Here is an 18,752-nt window from a genome sequence, read left to right on the forward strand (position 1 = left end):
ATCGTCGCAACAGGCCTGGCAACACGCGCACGTCTCCTTCTACAGTAAGTTTGGCCCGGCGGGCGGAGCGCCTCAGCTCAGGGCGGGCCGCAGGCAATAATGTTCAACGAGGTCCTGTAACAGACGCAGCGTAGGGTCCAATCGTGACATTTCGAGGAATTCGCCCGGCTGATGCGCGCAGGCGATGTCGCCGGGGCCAAGCACGATGGTCTGGCAACCCAGCTGCTGAAGATACGGCGCCTCCGTTCCGAATGCCACCGCTTCTGCCCTGTGGCCAGTGAGTTTTTCCGCCACTTTCACCAGTTCGCTGTCGGCAGGCTCCTCAAAGGGCGGAACCTCCGAGAACAGAGGGCGATAGTCGATTTCCACCTGATGCCGCTCCGCGACGGGGCGCAGCTTGAGGCTGATCGCTTCGCGCAGGGCAGCCGGGTCCATGCCTGGCAGCGGGCGCAGATCGAACTCCAGCGAGCATTGCCCGCAGATACGGTTAGGGTTGTCTCCACCATGGATGCAGCCGAAATTCAACGTGGGTTGCGGGACGCCGAACTGAGGGTTCTGGTAGCGCTCCTGCCATTCGCGGCGCAGGCCCATCAGCTCGCTGATTGACGCGTTCATGGCCTCCAGCGCGCTGTGCCCCAGCGAGGGGTCGGAGGAGTGGCCGCTACGGCCCAGGATGTCGATGCGCTCCATCATCACCCCCTTGTGCAAACGGATCGGGCGCAGGCCGGTGGGCTCACCGATTACAGCGGCTCGCCCCAGTGGCGCGCCTTCACGGGCCAGTGCCTTGGCGCCCGCCATCGAACTCTCCTCGTCGCACGTCGCCAGAATCATCAACGGCTGCCGAAAAGGCTGGGCCAGCAGGGGCCGCACGGCCTCGATCACCAGTGCGAAAAACCCTTTCATGTCACAACTGCCCAGCCCCACCCAGCGCCCATCGACCTCGGTAAGCTTGAGCGGGTCGGTTTTCCACAGGCGCTCGTCGAACGGAACGGTATCGCTGTGCCCGGCCAGCACCAGCCCGCCCGGCCCGGAACCGTACGACGCCAGCAGGTTGAACTTGCCCGGCGACACCTCCCGGACATCGCAGGCAAAACCCAGCTCCGACAGCCAACCGGCCAATAGCTGAATAACCGGGCCGTTGCTCTGGTCCAGGCTGGCTTGAGTACAGCTGACCGAGGGCGTTGCCACCAGTGCGGCAAAGCGTTCCTTGAGTGTGGGTAACGGCATCGAGAACTCCCTCAGGCTTGATCGGCAGACAGGCGCGCGGTCAGAGCCGGGGGCGCCGCCGGCATGACTGCTGTACACTGCGCGGCTCTTCGCGTCTACGCTACGCCTTGTCTGCGTTCGGATATACCCGCCATGCACAAAGAAACCGAAATCAAACTGCGCATCAGCCGGGAGACCCTGGCTGCCCTGCGTGAACACCCGCTGCTGAAAAAACGTAACAAAAGCGGCTGGTCCCGTCACGAACTCTTCAACCAGTACTTCGACACGCCAGAGCGCGACCTTGCCCAGGCCCGCGTGGCGCTGCGCCTGCGCAAGGATGGCGACGCGATCATCCAGACGCTCAAGACGCGCGGCCATAGCGTTGCCGGCCTGTCCGAGCGTAACGAATTCGACTGGCCGCTGGAAAGAGCCAAACTGGATTTGAAAAAGCTGGATGACAGCTGCTGGCCAGCGGCCCTCGCCGAGCTGGACAAGAAGACCATCAAGCCGCTGTTCACCACCGACTTCGTGCGCGAAAAAGCGGAAATCGCATGGGGCCGCGGCAAGGCCAAGGTAGTGCTGGAAGCTGCGCTGGACCTGGGCAAAGTGGCGTCGGGCAAGCAATCCGAAGAAATCTGCGAGCTGGAACTGGAGCTTCGCGAAGGCGACCCGGCCGGCCTGCTGGAGCTCGCCTGCGAGCTGGCTGCCACCCTGCCCCTGATGCCCTGCGACATCAGCAAGGCCGAACGCGGCTACCGCCTGCTCGACCCTGCCAGCTATAGCGTTTCGGTACCGGCGCCCGTAGTAGAGGCCGAGCAAGCACTGGACGACGCCTTCAGCGCCATCGCCTGGCATCTGCTCGGCGGCAGCCAGCGGCTGGCCGAGCAGTATCGTCACACCGGTCAGTGGCGCCTGCTGCAAGACTGGGTTCAGCAATTGGTGGAGCTGCGCGCCTTGCTCGGTAGCCTGGGGCAAGCCGCGCCCCGGCCGACCACGCACGACTTGCGAGCGGGCCTGGACGCCTTGCTCGAAGACTGGAGGCCGTTGGTCGAAGCTGGCCAGGAAGACGAGGACGTACGCGCCGCAGCACAGGAGCAGTTCATCGAGGAGCTGACCGACCCGCGCTGGGGGCATTTCTCCCTGACCCTGTCGCGCTGGCTGCTGGAGCGTACCTGGACGGTGGACCGCGCCAACCGGGGCAATCGACAGGGGCAAGCACCGCTGGCCAACTGGCTGGCGCATTTCCTCAAGGAGGAAATGGTCGCGCTGAAGTTGGAGCGCTACGAGCGCCAGCCCGAGGACCTGGCCGAGCAGTTGCCGCGCCTGGAGCGTGTGCAGGTGTGGCTGCACCATGCCCGCGACGTACTGGAAGTGGAGGAAACCGACCGCTTGTACGGCGAGCTGAACAAGCTGCACGTTCTCGCCAGCCTGCCTGTGACCGACGAAGTGCTGCAACCGCGCGCGGATCAGGCGGCCATCGTTGGCCGTACGCGCGCGTGGAAGGCCCTGTCGCGCTAGGTATTCACCGCCGCGCACATATGCACTGACAGTTGCGCTCTGCTCGCGCACGCGAGCCAAGGTAGGATTTTCTGGCCGGGCAAGGATGCCCACTCAGGAAGCCTTCGCATGGACACTGTCAGGCCAAACCAAGATGCACCGCTCGATCTGGGCGAACTGCTTCACTCGCTGATGCGCCAGCAACGGCTCACCTGCGCAGCGGCGGAACTGGCCCTCAATGGCCGCAGGGAACACCCGGACTCGCACCCCCTTGAATACCTTGCCAGCTTGCAACTGAACGACATGGCAGCACCCGGGCAACCGCTGACCCTGGATGCGCTTTGCATGTGGCTGGCGAGCCAGGTCGGCCAGCCCTTCCTGCGGCTGGATCCTCTCAAGCTGGACCGACAGCTGGTGACCACCACAATGTCGGCTGCTTTTGCCCGGCACCACCAGATTCTCGCGGTCGCCTCAAGCGAAGACACGCTGACCATTGCCAGCGCCCAGCCCGGAATTCGCGGCTGGGAAGCAGACCTGACGCAAACCTGCCGCAAGGCCATCCTGCGCGTGGTTGCCAATCCGGCCGAGCTGCGGCGGTTGATAGCGGACTCTTTCCGGCTGGCGCAATCGGTGCGCGGCGCCGGCGGTGCCACGCCTAAAAGCTATACGCAATCCTTCGAGCAACTGGTGTCCCTTCAGGGCGTAGAAGAAACCGCCGCAAGTTATGAGGCGCCTGTGATCGACATTGTCGATTGGCTGTTCAAGTACGCCTTCGAACAAGGCGCCAGCGATATCCATATCGAACCCAGGCGCGAACACACAGACATCCGCTTGCGTATCGACGGAATGCTGCGCGATGCCTACCAGTTACCTCTCCCCGTCGGGCTGGCCGTCATCAGCCGGCTCAAATCCCTTGGCCGCATGAACGTGGCCGAGAAACGCCGCCCCCAGGATGGCCGGGTGAAAACCCAGGCCCCCAGCGGCGCAACGATCGAGCTCCGCCTGGCGACACTCCCCACGGCTTTCGGCGAAAAGATGGTGATGCGGATCTTCGACCCGGCTGTGCTCAACAAAGGCCTGGGGGCGCTGGGCCTACGTCAGGAAGACCAGCAGCGCTGGGAAACGCTATTGTCCAAACCTCACGGGATCCTCCTGGTCACCGGCCCGACCGGCTCTGGCAAGACCACCACGCTGTATGCCAGCCTCCACCGCCTGGCTTCACGGGACGTAAACCTTTGTACCATCGAGGACCCGATCGAAATGGTCCACCCTGCGTTCAATCAGATGCAGGTCCGCCCCTGCATCGAGCTAGGGTTTGCCGAAGGGGTTCGCGCACTTTTGCGCCAGGACCCGGACATCATCATGGTCGGCGAAATCCGCGACAGCGAAACCGCCCACATGGCCGTACAGGCGGCGCTCACCGGGCACCTCGTGCTGTCCACCTTGCATACCAACGACGCGCCTGGCGCGCTTACCCGCTTGATGGAACTGGGCGTACCCGCGTATCTGGTAAGGGCCACGCTGGCAGGGGTGATGGCGCAGCGGCTTGTGCGCATTCTGTGCCCTCATTGCAAAGCCCGGGTGGCTATCACCCCGCACGATTGGCTTAGCCTGGCGGGTGAGTCCTCCGGGCGACCGCCGAGCCAGATCCACGAAGCACGAGGCTGCGATTTGTGTGGGGGTTCAGGCTACAAGGGCCGCGCGGGCGTGTACGAATTATTGGCCTTCAACGAAGCCATCGCTGAAAGCATCGTCGCGGAGCCAGACCTGACTGCGATTCGCCGCGTGGCCTGCGCCGCTGGCATGCAGCCCTTGCGCGCCGCCGCCGCGCGCCTGGTCGCAGCAGGCCAGACCAGCCTGGCGGAAGCGCTGCGCATAGCGCCTGCGATGGCCTGAGGCCGCCCCATGCCCAGGCCCGCAGGGCGGAACTCTACCCCCCGCGCCGCGCTCAAAGAGGGTGGATAACAACACACTTGGAGTACGCTGTCATGCGCGTCAAACTCGCTGTAGCAACCCTGGCGCTGGCTTCACTGCCCCTTTCTTCTGCCATGGCAGATTCGTTCTGGCGCAACGTGCTGTCTTCAGGCGCGACCACAGGTTCCACCTACCTGACCTTCAAGGATCACAAGATGGTCGTTGCCGCGCAGGATGACGCCGGCAGCTTCGTGGCCAGCAACGGCGAAATCCGTGGGCCTTACCTGGAAGCCGCCATCACTCGGCTGAGAGCGGACAACCCAGGCATGCAGGCTTCGGACATGGAGCTTGCGAACGCCATTCTGGCGAAGAACGCCCTGGCTGAGCAATAAGCCAGGCTCGCCCCGCGGCCATGCGCGCGGGGCTACCTATCAGTCCCCGATAGCGCTTTGGTAGCCTGCGGCATCGAGCAGCTTGTCCAGCTCGGCGGTATCGGTTGGCTTGATCTTGAAAAACCATGCGCTGTACGGCTCGCCGTTGACACTTTCAGGGGCGTCAGCCAGTGCCGCATTGACCTCGATCACCTCACCGCTGACCGGCGCATAGATATCGGATGCTGCCTTCACCGACTCCACCACGGCTACCTGGTCACCGCTGGAAACGGTTTTTCCAACTTCCGGCAGTTCGATGAATACCACATCCCCCAGCGCTTCCTGGGCATGGTCGGAAATACCGACGGTAACGCTGCCATCGGCTTCAAGGCGTGCCCACTCGTGGCTTTCGGCATAACGGAGTTCAGCTGGGATATTGCTCATGGGTAGTCCTCAAAAGGTCGACGGGGATTGCCACGGTTGGCGTCAGATCAGTATTTTGCCGTGCCGCACGAAGGTGGGTTTTACCACCCGCACAGGGTACCACTTGCCACGGATTTCCACTTCGGCGCGCTCAGGCGTTTGCCGCGGCACGCGGGCCAGCGCAATGGACTTGCCAAGCGTAGGCGAAAAACTGCCGCTGGTGATTTCGCCTTCGGCCTTGTCGAGGCGCACCACTTGATGGGCGCGCAGCACGCCGCGCTCCTCCAGTACCAGCCCTACCAGCCGTGAACCTGGCCCGGCAGCGAGTTCTGCCTCCAGCGCGGCGCGGCCGTTGAATGCCCGGTTCGACGGCTCCAGGGCGACTGTCCAACCGAGGTTGGATACCCAGGGGGAATGTGTTTCGTCGAGCTCTTGCCCGTACAGGTTCAGGCCTGCTTCAAGCCGCAAGGTGTCCCGGGCGCCAAGGCCGATCGGGGTGATCCCGGCGCCTACCAGATCGTTGAACAACCCGCACACCTCGTCTGCGGGAAGGAGAATCTCTACCCCGTCCTCGCCGGTGTAACCCGTGCGGGCGATGAACCAGCCGTGATCTTCGCCAGCCTGGAACGGCTGGAGTTTGCGGATGAGGGCCGCACGCGTGCCGCCCAACAGCTCCGCGACCCGCTCACGCGAGGTAGGGCCTTGTACGGCGAGGATCGCGGTGGTCACCCGCTCGATCACTTCCACGTCCTGCCCTTCGGCCTGGGCACGCAGCCAGGCCAGGTCCTTGCTGCGGGTCGCCGCATTGACAACCAGGCGATAGCCTTCTTCGCGCCGGTACACGATCAGGTCATCGATGATTCCGCCGCGGGAATTGAGCATGGCGCTGTAAAGGGCATGCCCAGGCCCGGGCAACCGGTCGACATCGTTGGCCAGAAGTTGGCGCAGCCACCCGTAGGCGCCGCTGCCTATGACGTCGACCACTGCCATGTGGGAGACGTCGAATACACCACAGGCCCGGCGCACTTCATGGTGCTCCTCGACCTGTGAGCCATAGTGCAGAGGCATTTCCCAACCGCCAAAATCGACCATCCTGGCACCCAGTGCCAGATGCTGGTCGTACAGCGGTGTGCGCAATCCCATGGGGTTCTCCTTCCCGGCGCTGCGAATGGGCGGCATTGTAGCCTTCATATCTGCCCCTGGCACCCTGGCGCAACGCTAACCGGCATTCCGCCCGCTTACCTGGCCGCTTTGCCCCCGGTGACGTCAGAGTGCCTCTTGCGCTACTTTCGCCAGTGCCGGCAGGTCGCCGCCCAGGCCCAGCGCATGCCGCACGAAGGCTGCCTTGGCGTCGGGCAAGCCCTGCACCAGCGACAACCCGGTATTGCGCAACCAGCGCACGGGTAGCGGGTTGGCCTGGAAAAGCCGTTCGAAGCCTTCCATTGCCGCCATCAGGGCCAGGTTCTGCGGCATTCGCCGGCGCTCGTAACGGCTGAGCACACGCTCGTCGGCCAGGCGCTCGCCTCGCTGCCGCGCCCGTAGCAGCTCTTCGGCGAGCACGGCGGCATCCAGCAACCCGAGGTTCACACCCTGCCCTGCCAATGGATGGATGGTGTGTGCGGCATCCCCGATCAGGGCCAGCCCGGGCTCTACATAACGCCGGGCGTGCCGCTGACGCAACGGGATGCACAACCGCGGATCGGCATGCAGCACTCGACCCAAGCGGTGTTCAAACCGGCCACCCAGCGCCGCGCAGAACGCTTGAGTATCAAGTGCCATCAAGCGCCGGGCTTCTTCGGGCGTGGTTGACCACACGATGGAAGACCAATGCTCGCCTGTGTTGCCCTGCAATGGCAGGAAGGCCAGCGGGCCGTCGTCACCGAAGCGCTGCCAGGCGGTTGCGCGATGGCCAAGCTCGGTTCTCACGCTGGTCACGATGGCGTGATGAAGATAGTCCCACTCACGGGTGGCACTACCGGCCAGCCGGCGGATGGCGGAGTTGGCGCCATCGGCGGCGATCACCAGCGGGGTGCGCACCTGGGAGCCGTCGGCCAGGCTGAGCAGGCGGTCATTGCCAGAGTGCCGCATCTGCTCGACCCTGGCACCGCCAAGCAAATGGACGTCGCACTGCTGCAAGGCCTCTAGCAGCGCATCCTGTACAACGTTGTTCTCCACGATATGGCCCAGCACTTGTGCGTGCACGTTCGCGGCGCTGAAATGCACCGCGCCCGTGCCGCTGCCGTCCCACACGTCCATATCGGTGTAGGGGCTTACCCGCCGGGCACGCATGGCGCTCCATACGCCCAGGCGCTCGAATATCCGCTGACTGGCCGCCGACAGCGCACTCACCCGTGGCTCGAACGGCGAGCCCGGGCCGAAGGGCTGCGGCATAAGATTGCCGCCATCGATGATCATCACCTTGAGGCCGCTGCCTGCCAGCGCGAGCGCCAGCGTGCTGCCAACCATCCCGGCGCCGACGATAGCTACATCTGCTGTAGTTTCCATAGGGTTGCTGCCTTTGCCGGAACCTGTCGCATTCATCGGGAGCTTCCTACGCCCGTACCCATGCCCATTGCCTGCCGGGCGAACCACTGGCGCGCAGGCGGCAGCAGATCCAGCCCGAGCAGGCCCAGGTTGCGGCCATGAGCGACCCAGCGGCCTGGCTGGGAAAACAGGCGGGTAACCTGGTCGGAGAAGCCTATGGTCCATTGCTGGTCACGCTGCTGAGCGGCAACGTAACCCTGCAAGGCCGCCAGCTCGCCGGGCGGGGTATCGCTGGCCGCCAGAGCCTGCGCCAACGCTTGCACATCCCGTAATGAGAGGTTGAAGCCCTGGCCGGCGATCGGGTGCAGGCTATGGGCTGCGTTCCCCAGCACGACCAGGTTACGGCGCACTTGCTCACGGGCCTCGGCCAGCGCCAAGGGGTAGAGGCTGCGTGCGCCAACCTGGGTCAGCGTACCCAGGCGATAGCCGAAGCTTTGTTGCAGTTGAGCCAGAAAGGCCGCGTCCGGAAGTGCCTGCAAACGCTTGGCGTCGGCGGGCTTGCGGGTCCATACCAACGCGCAGCGGTTATCCGGCAGCGGCAGCAAGGCCAGCGGCCCATCATCTGTAAAGCGTTCGAACGCCTGGCCGTTATGCGGTTGGTTGAAGCTGACGTTGGCAATTAGCGCGGTCTGGTCGTACTCACGCACTTTCACCTCCACGCCCAACTGATCACGCAGGCCTGAACGGCCGCCGTCGGCAAGCACGGCGAGGGAGCAGGTGAGCTGGGTTTCATCGGCAAGCGTAAGGCGATAGCCGTTGGGCTCGGCACGCAGGGCGGTCACCTCGGCAGGGCAACGCCAGCTGACGCGCTCCGAGTCCAGGGCGGCCCACAGGCACTGGCCAAGCCAGGCGTTTTCTACCACGTAGCCCAAGGCCGGGACGCCCGCTTCGCCGGCCTCAAGCGTAGTGGCACCGAAGCGCCCGCGGTCGGACACGTGGATGTTGCGAATAGGCTCTGCGTGCCGGGCTATCGCCGCCCATACACCCAGGTGCTCGTAAATAAGCCGGGTGCCGTACGACAGGGCCGAGCTTCGCGCGTCATAGCTGGGTTGATAGCCGTTGCCTGGCGCGAAGGGCTCCACAAATGTGATCTTCCAGCTCCGTTCCCGCGCAAGCGGCTGCAGGGCCAACGCAAGGCTCGCCCCCACCAGCCCGCCACCAATGATCGCTATATCAGCGTGGGTCATGAACACGCCGCCCGCGCGGCCGCCATCAGTGCTTCAACTTCGTCGATGGCCTTGGGCACACCGCTCGTAAGAATTTCACAGCCTGTACGCGTTACCACCACGTCGTCCTCAATGCGCACTCCAATGCCCCGCCATTTTTTCGGGACCTGGTCATTGTGCGGCGATATGTAGATGCCAGGCTCGACCGTGAGTGCCATGCCCGGCTCGAGCACGCGCCACTCCCCGCCCACCTTGTACTCACCCACATCATGTACATCCAGCCCCAGCCAATGGCCGGCGCGGTGCATATAGAACCCTCGATGCGCTTCGGCGGCGATCAATTCGTCGACATCGCCCACCAGCAAGCCCAGGCGTACCAGGCCTTCGGTGATCACCCGCACCGTGGCTTCGTGCGCGCGGTTCCAGTGCTTGCCCGGTGCGATCTCGGCAAACGCCGCCTGCTGGGCCTGCAGCACGATCTCGTAGATCGCCCGTTGCTCGGGCGAGAAGGTGCCGCTGACCGGGAACGTGCGCGTAATGTCGCTGGCGTAGCAGTCGATCTCACAGCCGGCGTCGATAAGTACCAGGTCGCCATCGCGAAGCGGGGCGTTGTTGTCCTGATAATGCAATATGCAGGTGTTGCGCCCGGCCGCGACGATAGAGCCATAGGCCGGCATCCGTGCGCCGCCCCGGCGAAACTCGTAGTCCAGCTCAGCCTCGAGGCTGTACTCATGAAGGCCGGGGCGCGCTGCCTGCATCGCACGCACATGGGCGCGGGCAGAGATGGCGGCAGCTTCACGCATCACCTTTATCTCGGCCGCCGATTTGTACAGGCGCATGTCATGCAACAGGTGGTCCAGCGCCACGAACTCCTTGGGCGGTTGCGAGCCGAGGTTGGCCTTGGAGCGGATCTGATTTACCCATTCCATGAGGTGGCGATCGAATTCCGGATGGCTGCCCATCGCGGTGTACACACGGTCGCGGCCTTCGATCAAGCCAGGAAGGATGTCGTCGATGTCGTTGATCGGGAAGGCGTCGTCCGCGCCGTAATCGCGAATTGCCCCTTCCTGGCCCGCCCTCAAACCGTCCCACAGCTCCCGCAGTGGGTCGCGCTCCCGGCAAAAGAGCACGTACTCACCGTGCTCTCTTCCGGGTATGAGCGCGATGACCGCTTCGGGCTCGCCGAAACCACTGAGGTACTGGAAGTCACTGTCCTGACGGTAGATATGCTCCACGTCACGGTTGCGGATGGTCACCGCGGCTGCCGGCAGGATAGCGATGCTGTTCGGAACCATCTCGGCCATCAGGGCCTTGCGCCGGCGGGCGTATTCAGCCTTGGGAATCTGGACCATGCGGCAAGGCTCCTCGGCGATCAGTGCAGGGATGGCTTGGGCGTTGGCGCGGCCGGTTTCGCGAACTCCGTATAAAGGAGCAAGGGCGCGACGCGCAGGTATTCCATCACTTCCATATAGTCGGTTTCACCGTCTTCGGATTCTTCGAGCGCGTCCTGCACCTGGGCGATCGCGGCGAGGTCCTGCAACACCTCTTGCGCGTCATCGCTTAGCTTCTTGCTACCTCCAGCCAGGCCGAAGCCGGTGAGAAAACCTTGGCACCACTGGCCTAGCGCGGCGGCACGCTCGGCCAGGGGCAGTTCGTCCCCAGGCACCAGCAACACCACGGTGACATCATCGCCGGTGAGCTCGGTCTTGACCATTTCCTGCAGGCCGATCAGCGCCTGCCGAACGGTCCCGTCAGCGGGCGCGCCGAGCACTTCGATGGCGTCGTCCAGCCAGGCGTCGACATCGAAGCCTACGCCGGCGCAGCTACGCCCCAGCAGCAGGCCTTGCAATTCGGCGGGAGAGACAGGGTACCCGTTGTCGGCGAGCAATTTGGCGAAGGCAGCGTACGGGGAACTAGTGTTGGGCATGGGCAGCTAGGCGCCGGGCGGCGCAATGTCTAGAATGAAGGCTTCGTATCCTACACCGGCAGGTACGCCAAGACCATCGACGCAACCGCCGGCCCGCGCTGTGGTCTGCTTTCGTTCACACCGCCCCATTACCAGGACATCGTAACCGCCCACCCATGGAACAGAACGACCTGCAAGCGCTGATGGGCAAGATCGAACTTCTGATCGAACGCGTCGAGCACCTCAATCGGCAAAATGCCCTCCTTCACGCCCATGAACGTACCTGGCGCGAGGAGCGAGCCCACTTGATCGAGAAAAACGAAGTCGCCCGCCGCAAGGTCGAGTCGATGATTTCGCGCCTCAAGGCCCTGGAGCAAGACTCATGAATTCGAGCAACAGCGTTACCGTGCATATCCTGGACAAGGAGTACTCGATCATTTGCCCGCCCGAAGAGCGCGGCAACCTGATCAGCGCGGCGCGCTACCTGGATGGCAAGATGCGCGAAATCCGCACCGGCGGCAAAGTGATCGGCGCTGACCGGATTGCGGTAATGGCCGCGTTGAACATCACCCACGACCTGCTGCATCGCAAGGAAACCAGCGAAGCGCAGCCCAGCGGTGCTACCCGCGAACAGGTACGCGACCTGCTGGAACGGGTGGATCTGGCACTTGCCACTAGTCAGGTCGCGCCCAGGGGCTGATCCAGGCATATGGTTTGGGGTATACTCGAGCCCGCTCCCTGGAGTGCGCGCCAGTCGGTCATGTCCCTGAGCCGATACGCACAACCACGGAAGTTGCACGTTGGGGCTGGTGTGCATGTCCGCTCGACGGAAAGCCTGAAAGCCTCCTGCAATCTCCACCTTGAACTTTCGGGTTCAAGGGCTACACCGACAGCGGTTCGTCGGGGAGCGCCTCTTTTCGCCCTGCCTTCAGGGCACCCCAGGCTCCCTTGCCATCCGCGGAGCCTGCCAGCATGATCGAAGCCTCCTCCCTTACACGCAACCAGCTGCGCAAACGCCTGCGTGACGCACGCAACGCACTGGCGCCTGCCCAGCGCCGCGCCGCCGCGCGCGGGCTGTATCGCCAGCTCAGCCACCACCCGGTGTTCCGGCGGGCACGCAGCGTTGCTTTGTACCTGCCCAACGATGGCGAGATCGACCCGCGCCTTTTGTTGCGTAGCGCTCAACGGCGAGGCAAACACACTTACCTTCCGGTGCTTAGCCCATGGCCGCGCACGCATATGGTTTTCCAGCGCGTGCGGCCTGGAGAACGCTTGCGCGCCAACCGTTTCGGTATTGCCGAGCCCATGCGCTGCCTTCGGCGGCAACGGCGGATCTGGGCACTGGATCTGGTGCTGCTGCCCCTGGTGGGCTTCGATGAACAAGGCGGGCGGCTGGGTATGGGGGGCGGCTTCTACGACCGCAGCCTGGCGTACCGGGCAAGGAGGGTCACTTGGCGCAAGCCGACCTTGCTGGGGTTGGCACATGAATGCCAGAAAGTGGATCGGCTGCAGCAAGCCAGCTGGGACGTGCCCTTGCAGGGAACCGTGACGGATCGCGCCTGGTATGTTGCCGGGAAGGCTCAGGAATGACGGGAGGGGAAACTCAACGCAGAGGTACGGCGTAGGCTGCTTCGACAGGTTCGCTGGCCTTGCGCTCCCAGAAGCTCTGGGCATAACCGGTGGTGACTACACCAATGCCAAACAGAAAAACGAGAACCCACAGCAAGTCCGGTTTACGCCGCATCGTTGGCCCTCCTGAAGGCTTTGTTGCGTGAGAGATAGTGGCCCAAGGCCCCGCTTGGCGGGACCCTGGGTTAAAATTTGCGCGCATTCTCCGACAGCTTCCGGTGACATGCAAACGCTGATTTCAACCGGCTGTCGGGATAATCCAGCGTGTAACATTTCCCTGCTATCGCACCCTGAAAAAGGACCGCTTCCCATGGCCTACTGGCTGATGAAATCCGAGCCTGACGAGCTCTCCATCCAAGGCCTCGATCGCCTGGGCCCGACACGCTGGGACGGCGTGCGTAATTATCAGGCCCGCAATTTCATCCGCGACATGCAGCCCGGGGATCAGTTCTTCTTCTACCACTCTAGCTGCCCTGAGCCCGGTATCGCGGGCATCGCTCGCATCGACACCGCGCCCTACCCCGACCCCACCGCCCTAAACAGCGAAAGCCACTACCACGACCCTAAGGCGACCGAAGACAAAAACCCCTGGCTATCGGTCGACGTCAGTTGCGAGCGAGTGTTCCCCAACGTGCTCAGCCTGGGGCTACTCAAGCAGCAAGCCGCGCTCGAGGAACTGGCCCTGGTGAAAAAGGGGAGCCGGCTTTCGGTGATGCCCGTGACCGAGGCGCAATGGGCGGCAGTGCTGGGGTTGGTGTAACAGGCCACGGGCGTACCGCCTTCACCCGCAAAGCTACCGCGACAGATCCATCAACATCCGGGTCAGCAGATAAACCCGCGGCACCAGGCTTTCTACTTCCGCGTATTCCTCGGGCGTGTGGATATTGCCCCCTACAATGCCGAAGCCATCGAGGGTGGGTACGCCCACGGCGGCGGCGAGGCTGGCATCCGCTGCGCCACCGGTGCCTTCTACCGTGAGTGTGCGCCCCAGCTCACCGTAGATACCTTGAGCCATGGCCACCAGCTTATCGCTGGCGGGCGTCTGCGGCATGGGTGGCAATCCGCGCTCCAGGCGCGTGATGACCTGCGTATCGGCGATAAGCCGGGTGCTGGCGACCCGGGCGAGGTCTTTTTCCACGCGGTCGAACTCTTCTGGCACCGCGGCGCGCACGTCGGCCTTGGCCACGGCGTGGTCTGGGATTACGTTGATTCGGTCACCCGCGTTGATGACAGTGAAGTTGACCGTGGTTTTCTTTTCCGGGTCGCCCAGTTGGCCCAGCTGCAGAATCTGATGCGCGGCTTCCATGACGGCGTTGCGCCCCAGTTCAGGCGCTACGCCAGCGTGAGAGGCCTTGCCGGTCACTTCGACCACCGCGGTTGCACTGCCCTTGCGCCACACCACCAGGCCATCCGCCGGCCGGCCGGGCTCAAGGTTAAGGGTGACATCGTGCTGCTTGGCGACTTTCTGGATCAGCGCGCTCGCCGCCTCCGACCCGGTCTCCTCGCTGGCGTCGAGCAGCAAGGTGACTTGGCCATAATCCTTGAAATTCATGTCCTTCAGGATTTTCAGTGCCTGAAGCGCGACCACGATGCCGCCTTTGTCGTCCATTACGCCCGGGCCATAGGCGCGGCCGTCCTTGATATGAAAAGGCCGCGCCGCGGCAGAGCCTTCCTTGAACACGGTGTCCATGTGCGCCAACAGCAGGATTTTCGCCTTGCCGCTGCCCTTGAACGTAGCCACCACATGCTGGCTTTTGTCCGGCGCGGTGTTGGGTACCGTTTCGATACTCGCGCCCAAGGCCTTCAATTCGGCGGACACGAGCGTACGTACCTGGGTCAGGCCTGGCTCATAGCCCGAGCCGGAGTCGATGTTCACCAGCCTTTCGAGCAACTTCAGGGCAGGGTCCTTCAACTGTTCGGCCTTGCCCTGCACGGTCGTATCAACCGCGGCCTGCACAGGTAGCATCGCCATGGACACGGCCAAGGCCAGCCCGGTTGCCAGCAAGCGAGAGGGTTGCAGCCAAACCATGGGTAACTCCTTGAATTGAAATGTATATCAACTGTAGTTGGTCTGACGTAAAGCGCACGTACGGCTGTTCCGGCCGGAGCGCTGATCAATAATCGACCAAATGCATCAATTCAATGGGCATAGATCCAAGCAAAAGCCGTATGATGGCCACCTGATATTACGTCACCCCGCTTGGCCTACGAGGGCCGGTCATGTCCGACTTCCACCGTACTCACCCTTTCCGCATTTACCGCCTTCTGTTGCTGGTCATATTCACCGTGATCGGTTTGTCCATCTTGTGGGAGTTCAAGCTGGAGCGTTGGGTACTGCCTCTGCTTGGCTTGCCCTACGACGGCGGGTTTGAAAATGGTGAGCGGTGGCGCTTCGTGCTCACTTCGACAGGGTTTTCGCTGCTTTCCCTGATCCTCCCTACCCTTGTTCTCAGGCGGTTGATCCGAAATACGCGGATCAGCTATTGGCGCTTGCAGAAGATGCAATCCCAGGCCGAGACACTCGCGAAACATGATGCGCTCAGCGGTTTGTTCAATCGCCGGGTGTTCATGGCGCTTCTCGGGGAACGGCTTGCACACGTGCAGCCAGCCGTGGTGATGCTGATCGACCTGGATCATTTCAAAGCCATCAATGACCAGCACGGCCATACCGCTGGGGACCAAGTACTGATCAAGGTAGCCGGTCACCTGGATGAAGTTGCCCGCGCGCACGGTGGTGTTGCCGCGCGCCTGGGCGGGGACGAGTTCTGCGTGTTGCTGACTGACAAGAAGGAGGAGCAGGCGCTTCGCACGGTCGCTGAGGCCATCATCCAGGGCATCGCACGTTGTGGGCCGGACTCTCTGGCGTTTTCTCGCTTCGGGGCCACCCTCGGCATCGCACGTTCATGGCTGGATGCTCACGACGCATCGACATTGCTGCACTACGCAGATGTTGCCATGTACAAAGGCAAGGACAGCGGGCGCTCGACGTATCACTTCTACAGCACGGATTTCGAGCGCCAGCGCCTGGCGCAGTTCGACAGCGACCTCACCCTCAAGCGAGCGGTCGAGCAGGAAGAAATCGTCCCGTACTTTCAACCTATCGTTGCGTTTCCCTGCCAGGAAGTAGTGGGCTTCGAAATACTGGCGCGCTGGATCAAGCCCGATGCAAGCATCGTGATGCCCACGGACTTCATTCCGGCGCTTGAGCGGTTGGGGCTTGTGCCGGCGATGACACGGTCGTTGGTCAGGCAGGCCTGCAAGGCTGCGAGGGGGTGGGACAACAACCTGCGCCTTTCCTTGAACGTGACCCCCGCCATGATCACCGATGAGCTGTTCCCTGACCGGCTACTGGAACAGCTACGCCAGGAAAACTTCCCCTGCGAGCGTTTCGAGGTGGAGATCACCGAGGAAGCCCTCGTAGGAAACCTTCAGGCAGCCCAGAAAAACCTGAACCGCCTCCATGAGCATGGCATCACCGTGGCCCTGGATGACTTCGGAACAGGTTATTCCGGGCTTTATCACCTGACCCGCTTGTCCATCGACAAGATCAAGATAGACCGCTCTTTCTTCGAGTCCGGCGACGAGGATCATCTCCCTGTGGTGGAAGCCATCCTGGGGATGGCCCGTAGCTTGAAGATGAAAGTGACGGCGGAAGGGATTGAAGATTTTCACTCCCCCAATCTGCCGTCATGGCTGGCCAGCAACGGCTGCGATTTCGCACAGGGTTACCTTTACGGCCACCCGCGCTCCAGCCGTGATATCGACTCAGCGGTTCAGAGCGACGTAGTGCGCAGCGGCCAAAAAGCCCACGATCAGGTCGTGATTTGAACTTGATGGCGCGGCTTACTGCACGATCAGGTTGTTGAACAGCAAGTCTTCTACCACCGGCTTGCCCTCTTCGGCATTGATTACCTGCTGGGTTTGCTTGAGCGCTTCCTGACGCAGGGCCTCTTTGGCTTCGCCCGAGCTCATGGCATCCTGGCTCTGCTGATTGAACAGCTGCACCAGTTGGTTGCGAATCAAAGGCTCATGGTGTTTCACCGCGGCCACGGCCTCTTCGCCGGTGACCTTCAGGGCGATATCGGCCTTGTACACGTGCAGGCGGGGGCCTCCGTCCATGGCGTAGTTGCCCACCAAGGGCGGGCTCAGCGAGTAGTAGACCACCTTTGGCGGCCCTTCTTTAGATTCACCGCCTTCGTTCGCCTGGACGGCGAAGGGAATGCAAGCGGCCAGCAATACAGCGATCCAGGGTTTCACAGCATCAATTCCTCGTTCAATACGCGGCGGGGCGCAGCGGTTATAGGCGGCTATCAGGCGTCACCATCATCGTTGCCCGGCCGGGGGGCTTGCCTACACTTATCGGCCATTACCCGGAAAGGAATAGCCCATGAAAGCGTTATTGTGCAAAGCCTTTGGCCCGGCGCAAAGCCTGGTCATCGAAGAGGTGGCCCCGCTGCAGCCCAAGCGTAACGAGGTGGTGGTCCAGGTGCACAGCGCCAGCGTGAACTTCCCGGACACCCTGATCATCGAGGGTAAATACCAGTTCAAGCCGCCTTTTCCGTTCTCTCCGGGGGGCGAGGCTGCCGGAGTGGTGGGTGCGGTAGGCGAAGGGGTAACGGCGCTACGGGAAGGCGACCGGGTAATGGCACTTACGGGCTGGGGCAGCTTCGCTGAACAAGTCACCGCGCCTGCCTATAACGTGTTGCCGATGCCCGAGAGCATGCCATTCGACGAGGCCGCCGCGTTCCCCATGACCTATGGCACCTCGATGCACGCGCTCAAGCAGCGCGGTGATCTCAAACCTGGCGAAACGCTGCTGGTGCTGGGCGCGGCGGGTGGTGTGGGGCTGGCTGCGGTGGAAATCGGCAAGGCCATGGGCGCTCGGGTAATTGCCGCCGCCAGTAGCCCCGCCAAGCTGGAAGCTGCCAAGGCTGCCGGTGCTGACGAGGTAATCGATTACAGCGGCGGCGACCTGAAAGAACAGGTGATGAAGCTCACCGCCAACCAGGGCGCGGATGTGATCTACGATCCGGTGGGCGGCGATGCGTTCGACGCGGCCATCCGCTGCGTGGCCTGGAACGGCCGCCTGTTGGTGATCGGCTTTGCCAGTGGCCGTATTCCCCAGTTACCCGCCAACCTCGCCCTGCTTAAAGGGGCGGCAGTGGTAGGCGTATTCTGGGGTGCTTTCGCGCAACGCCAGCCCCACGACAACGCCGCAAACTTCCGTCAGCTGTTCAGTTGGTATGAAGAGGGGAAGTTGCGCCCGCACATTTCCAATCGCTACAGCCTTGAGCAAGCACCCCAAGCCATTCAGGCCCTGGCGGATCGCCAAGCCATCGGCAAACTCGTGGTCCAGGTCCGCTAAGGCGCCTGCACCAGTTCGGGCGAAATGGCGCTGGCCGGGGTAAGCGTCATTTCCAACCAGCGCTTGAAACGGGCTTCCAGGTTTCGGTCTGGCATGGCGTGGGACCGCAGCGCTGCGATGGTCTGCTCTACATAGTCCCGGCAACTGCCCGAGCGGCCGCACGCGCTAGCCAACACTTGCACGAGCAGGTCGTCCGGCAGGTTGCCGGCATACGTAGGCAAATGCCGCTCCAGAACAAAGCCCAGCGCCTGCACCTTGGTCCCGTCGTCCAGGCGGCAGGTAAGCCAATGCGGCCGATAGGACGGGTAAGGCATCTCTCGCTTCCACAGGGCCATGAGCGATGCTTCAAGATGGTCTTCATGCAAGCGGTAGGCGAACCCGGTACACGAGCCGCCGCGGTCCAGCCCGAAGACAAGGCCTGGATTCTGCGGCGTGCCACGATGCTCCTGGGACCACAGGTATAGCCCACGATGGTACCCATGCACCCGCGCGCGGCGGCGCTCCACGCTGTTGCACTCGGGGCGCCAGATCAGCGAACCGTAGGCGAATAACCACACGGGCCCGCCCGCATGCTGGCTCATGGTCGAAGCCAGTGAGCAGGCAAGCTCTTCATCACTCAACTGCGGTGTGTTGAGAACAGGCGGGTACGCAACCCGACAGGAGGGGGCAGGTTCGATTGCCGACATGTAGGAACCCCGGATGTTACAAAAATGCTTCCGTGGCCACTCTAA

The 18,752-nt window shown here is 63.0% G+C and carries 20 protein-coding genes and 1 other RNA gene; 10 read left to right on the forward strand and 11 right to left on the reverse strand.

What is annotated here, in order from left to right; translation table 11 throughout:
- Positions 1–72 precede the first annotated feature (72 nt).
- Positions 73–1,227, reverse strand: coding sequence for an acetylornithine deacetylase (gene argE, locus AC3Z8Y_RS23550; protein WP_490087785.1), 1,155 nt, complete (start codon positions 1,225–1,227; stop codon positions 73–75).
- 132 nt (positions 1,228–1,359) lie between these two features.
- Here argE and AC3Z8Y_RS23555 point away from each other — a divergent pair, with 132 nt between their 5' ends.
- The 3 genes from AC3Z8Y_RS23555 (at position 1,360) to AC3Z8Y_RS23565 (ending at position 5,009) form a co-directional block, all read left to right on the forward strand.
- Complete coding sequence (locus tag AC3Z8Y_RS23555) at positions 1,360–2,724, forward strand: CYTH domain-containing protein (RefSeq protein ID WP_490087786.1); 1,365 nt, start codon at positions 1,360–1,362, stop codon at positions 2,722–2,724.
- A 108-nt stretch (positions 2,725–2,832) separates the two neighbouring features.
- Positions 2,833–4,599 (forward strand): GspE/PulE family protein, encoded by a 1,767-nt coding sequence (locus AC3Z8Y_RS23560; protein ID WP_490087787.1) that lies wholly within the window; start codon positions 2,833–2,835, stop codon positions 4,597–4,599.
- A 92-nt stretch (positions 4,600–4,691) separates the two neighbouring features.
- A complete protein-coding gene (locus AC3Z8Y_RS23565) occupies positions 4,692–5,009 on the forward strand; it encodes a DUF2388 domain-containing protein (RefSeq protein ID WP_181111011.1) in 318 nt (105 codons plus the stop codon).
- 39 nt (positions 5,010–5,048) lie between these two features.
- On the opposite strand, the gene gcvH is transcribed toward AC3Z8Y_RS23565, so the two are convergent.
- From gcvH to AC3Z8Y_RS23595, 6 genes are all read right to left on the reverse strand, one after another.
- Complete coding sequence (gene gcvH / locus AC3Z8Y_RS23570; protein WP_490087788.1) at positions 5,049–5,432, reverse strand: glycine cleavage system protein GcvH; 384 nt, start codon at positions 5,430–5,432, stop codon at positions 5,049–5,051.
- A gap of 42 nt (positions 5,433–5,474) precedes the next feature.
- The gene (gcvT, locus tag AC3Z8Y_RS23575; protein WP_490087789.1) at positions 5,475–6,554 is read right to left on the reverse strand and encodes a glycine cleavage system aminomethyltransferase GcvT; all 1,080 of its coding nucleotides are present in this window, start codon (positions 6,552–6,554) and stop codon (positions 5,475–5,477) included.
- A gap of 123 nt (positions 6,555–6,677) precedes the next feature.
- A complete protein-coding gene (locus AC3Z8Y_RS23580; RefSeq protein WP_490087790.1) occupies positions 6,678–7,916 on the reverse strand; it encodes a 2-octaprenyl-3-methyl-6-methoxy-1,4-benzoquinol hydroxylase in 1,239 nt (412 codons plus the stop codon).
- A 32-nt stretch (positions 7,917–7,948) separates the two neighbouring features.
- Positions 7,949–9,142, reverse strand: coding sequence for a 2-octaprenyl-6-methoxyphenyl hydroxylase (gene ubiH, locus AC3Z8Y_RS23585; RefSeq protein WP_490087791.1), 1,194 nt, complete (start codon positions 9,140–9,142; stop codon positions 7,949–7,951).
- Positions 9,139–10,473 carry a Xaa-Pro aminopeptidase gene (gene pepP, locus AC3Z8Y_RS23590; protein WP_490087792.1) on the reverse strand — a complete coding sequence of 445 codons (1,335 nt, stop codon included), beginning with the start codon at positions 10,471–10,473 and terminating at the stop codon, positions 9,139–9,141. Before pepP ends, ubiH begins: the two co-directional genes overlap by 4 nt.
- Before the next feature lie 20 nt (positions 10,474–10,493).
- Complete coding sequence (locus AC3Z8Y_RS23595; protein ID WP_490087793.1) at positions 10,494–11,048, reverse strand: YecA/YgfB family protein; 555 nt, start codon at positions 11,046–11,048, stop codon at positions 10,494–10,496.
- A 155-nt stretch (positions 11,049–11,203) separates the two neighbouring features.
- Here AC3Z8Y_RS23595 and AC3Z8Y_RS23600 point away from each other — a divergent pair, with 155 nt between their 5' ends.
- The 4 genes from AC3Z8Y_RS23600 to AC3Z8Y_RS23615 all read left to right on the forward strand — a co-directional run bounded on the left by AC3Z8Y_RS23600 (position 11,204) and on the right by AC3Z8Y_RS23615 (position 12,617).
- The gene (locus tag AC3Z8Y_RS23600; protein ID WP_181111018.1) at positions 11,204–11,413 is read left to right on the forward strand and encodes a TIGR02449 family protein; all 210 of its coding nucleotides are present in this window, start codon (positions 11,204–11,206) and stop codon (positions 11,411–11,413) included.
- On the forward strand, positions 11,410–11,727 hold the full coding sequence (locus AC3Z8Y_RS23605) for a cell division protein ZapA (protein ID WP_490087794.1): 318 nt from the start codon (positions 11,410–11,412) through the stop codon (positions 11,725–11,727). Before AC3Z8Y_RS23600 ends, AC3Z8Y_RS23605 begins: the two co-directional genes overlap by 4 nt.
- 32 nt (positions 11,728–11,759) lie before the next feature.
- Positions 11,760–11,938, forward strand: a non-coding RNA gene (ssrS, locus tag AC3Z8Y_RS23610) — 6S RNA.
- Positions 11,939–11,999: 61 nt separating this feature from the next.
- Positions 12,000–12,617, forward strand: a complete 618-nt coding sequence (locus AC3Z8Y_RS23615) for a 5-formyltetrahydrofolate cyclo-ligase (RefSeq protein ID WP_490087795.1) — start codon at positions 12,000–12,002, stop codon at positions 12,615–12,617.
- A 13-nt stretch (positions 12,618–12,630) separates the two neighbouring features.
- Here the strand turns inward: AC3Z8Y_RS23615 and AC3Z8Y_RS23620 are convergent, their stop codons facing one another.
- Entirely contained in the window at positions 12,631–12,771 is a 141-nt protein-coding gene (locus AC3Z8Y_RS23620) for a hypothetical protein (RefSeq protein ID WP_181111021.1), read from the reverse strand.
- Between the two features lie 195 nt (positions 12,772–12,966).
- On the opposite strand from AC3Z8Y_RS23620, the gene AC3Z8Y_RS23625 reads away from it, so the two are divergent.
- Complete coding sequence (locus tag AC3Z8Y_RS23625) at positions 12,967–13,416, forward strand: EVE domain-containing protein (protein WP_490087796.1); 450 nt, start codon at positions 12,967–12,969, stop codon at positions 13,414–13,416.
- A gap of 33 nt (positions 13,417–13,449) precedes the next feature.
- Here AC3Z8Y_RS23625 and AC3Z8Y_RS23630 read toward each other — a convergent pair whose 3' ends face one another.
- Positions 13,450–14,685, reverse strand: coding sequence for a M20/M25/M40 family metallo-hydrolase (locus AC3Z8Y_RS23630; protein ID WP_490087797.1), 1,236 nt, complete (start codon positions 14,683–14,685; stop codon positions 13,450–13,452).
- A gap of 191 nt (positions 14,686–14,876) precedes the next feature.
- Between AC3Z8Y_RS23630 and AC3Z8Y_RS23635 the strand changes: the two genes are divergently transcribed.
- The gene (locus AC3Z8Y_RS23635; RefSeq protein ID WP_490087798.1) at positions 14,877–16,484 is read left to right on the forward strand and encodes a putative bifunctional diguanylate cyclase/phosphodiesterase; all 1,608 of its coding nucleotides are present in this window, start codon (positions 14,877–14,879) and stop codon (positions 16,482–16,484) included.
- Positions 16,485–16,499: 15 nt separating this feature from the next.
- On the opposite strand, the gene AC3Z8Y_RS23640 is transcribed toward AC3Z8Y_RS23635, so the two are convergent.
- Positions 16,500–16,913, reverse strand: a complete 414-nt coding sequence (locus tag AC3Z8Y_RS23640; RefSeq protein WP_181111029.1) for a flagellar basal body-associated protein FliL — start codon at positions 16,911–16,913, stop codon at positions 16,500–16,502.
- A gap of 130 nt (positions 16,914–17,043) precedes the next feature.
- Here AC3Z8Y_RS23640 and AC3Z8Y_RS23645 point away from each other — a divergent pair, with 130 nt between their 5' ends.
- Positions 17,044–18,021 (forward strand): NADPH:quinone oxidoreductase family protein, encoded by a 978-nt coding sequence (locus tag AC3Z8Y_RS23645; RefSeq protein ID WP_490087799.1) that lies wholly within the window; start codon positions 17,044–17,046, stop codon positions 18,019–18,021.
- On the opposite strand, the gene AC3Z8Y_RS23650 is transcribed toward AC3Z8Y_RS23645, so the two are convergent.
- Complete coding sequence (locus tag AC3Z8Y_RS23650) at positions 18,018–18,707, reverse strand: gamma-glutamylcyclotransferase (protein WP_490087800.1); 690 nt, start codon at positions 18,705–18,707, stop codon at positions 18,018–18,020. The two genes, AC3Z8Y_RS23645 and AC3Z8Y_RS23650, sit on opposite strands and share 4 nt — an antisense overlap.
- Positions 18,708–18,752: the final 45 nt, after the last annotated feature.

Source organism: Pseudomonas sp. 3MAES_34.3B (genome assembly GCF_058145875.1).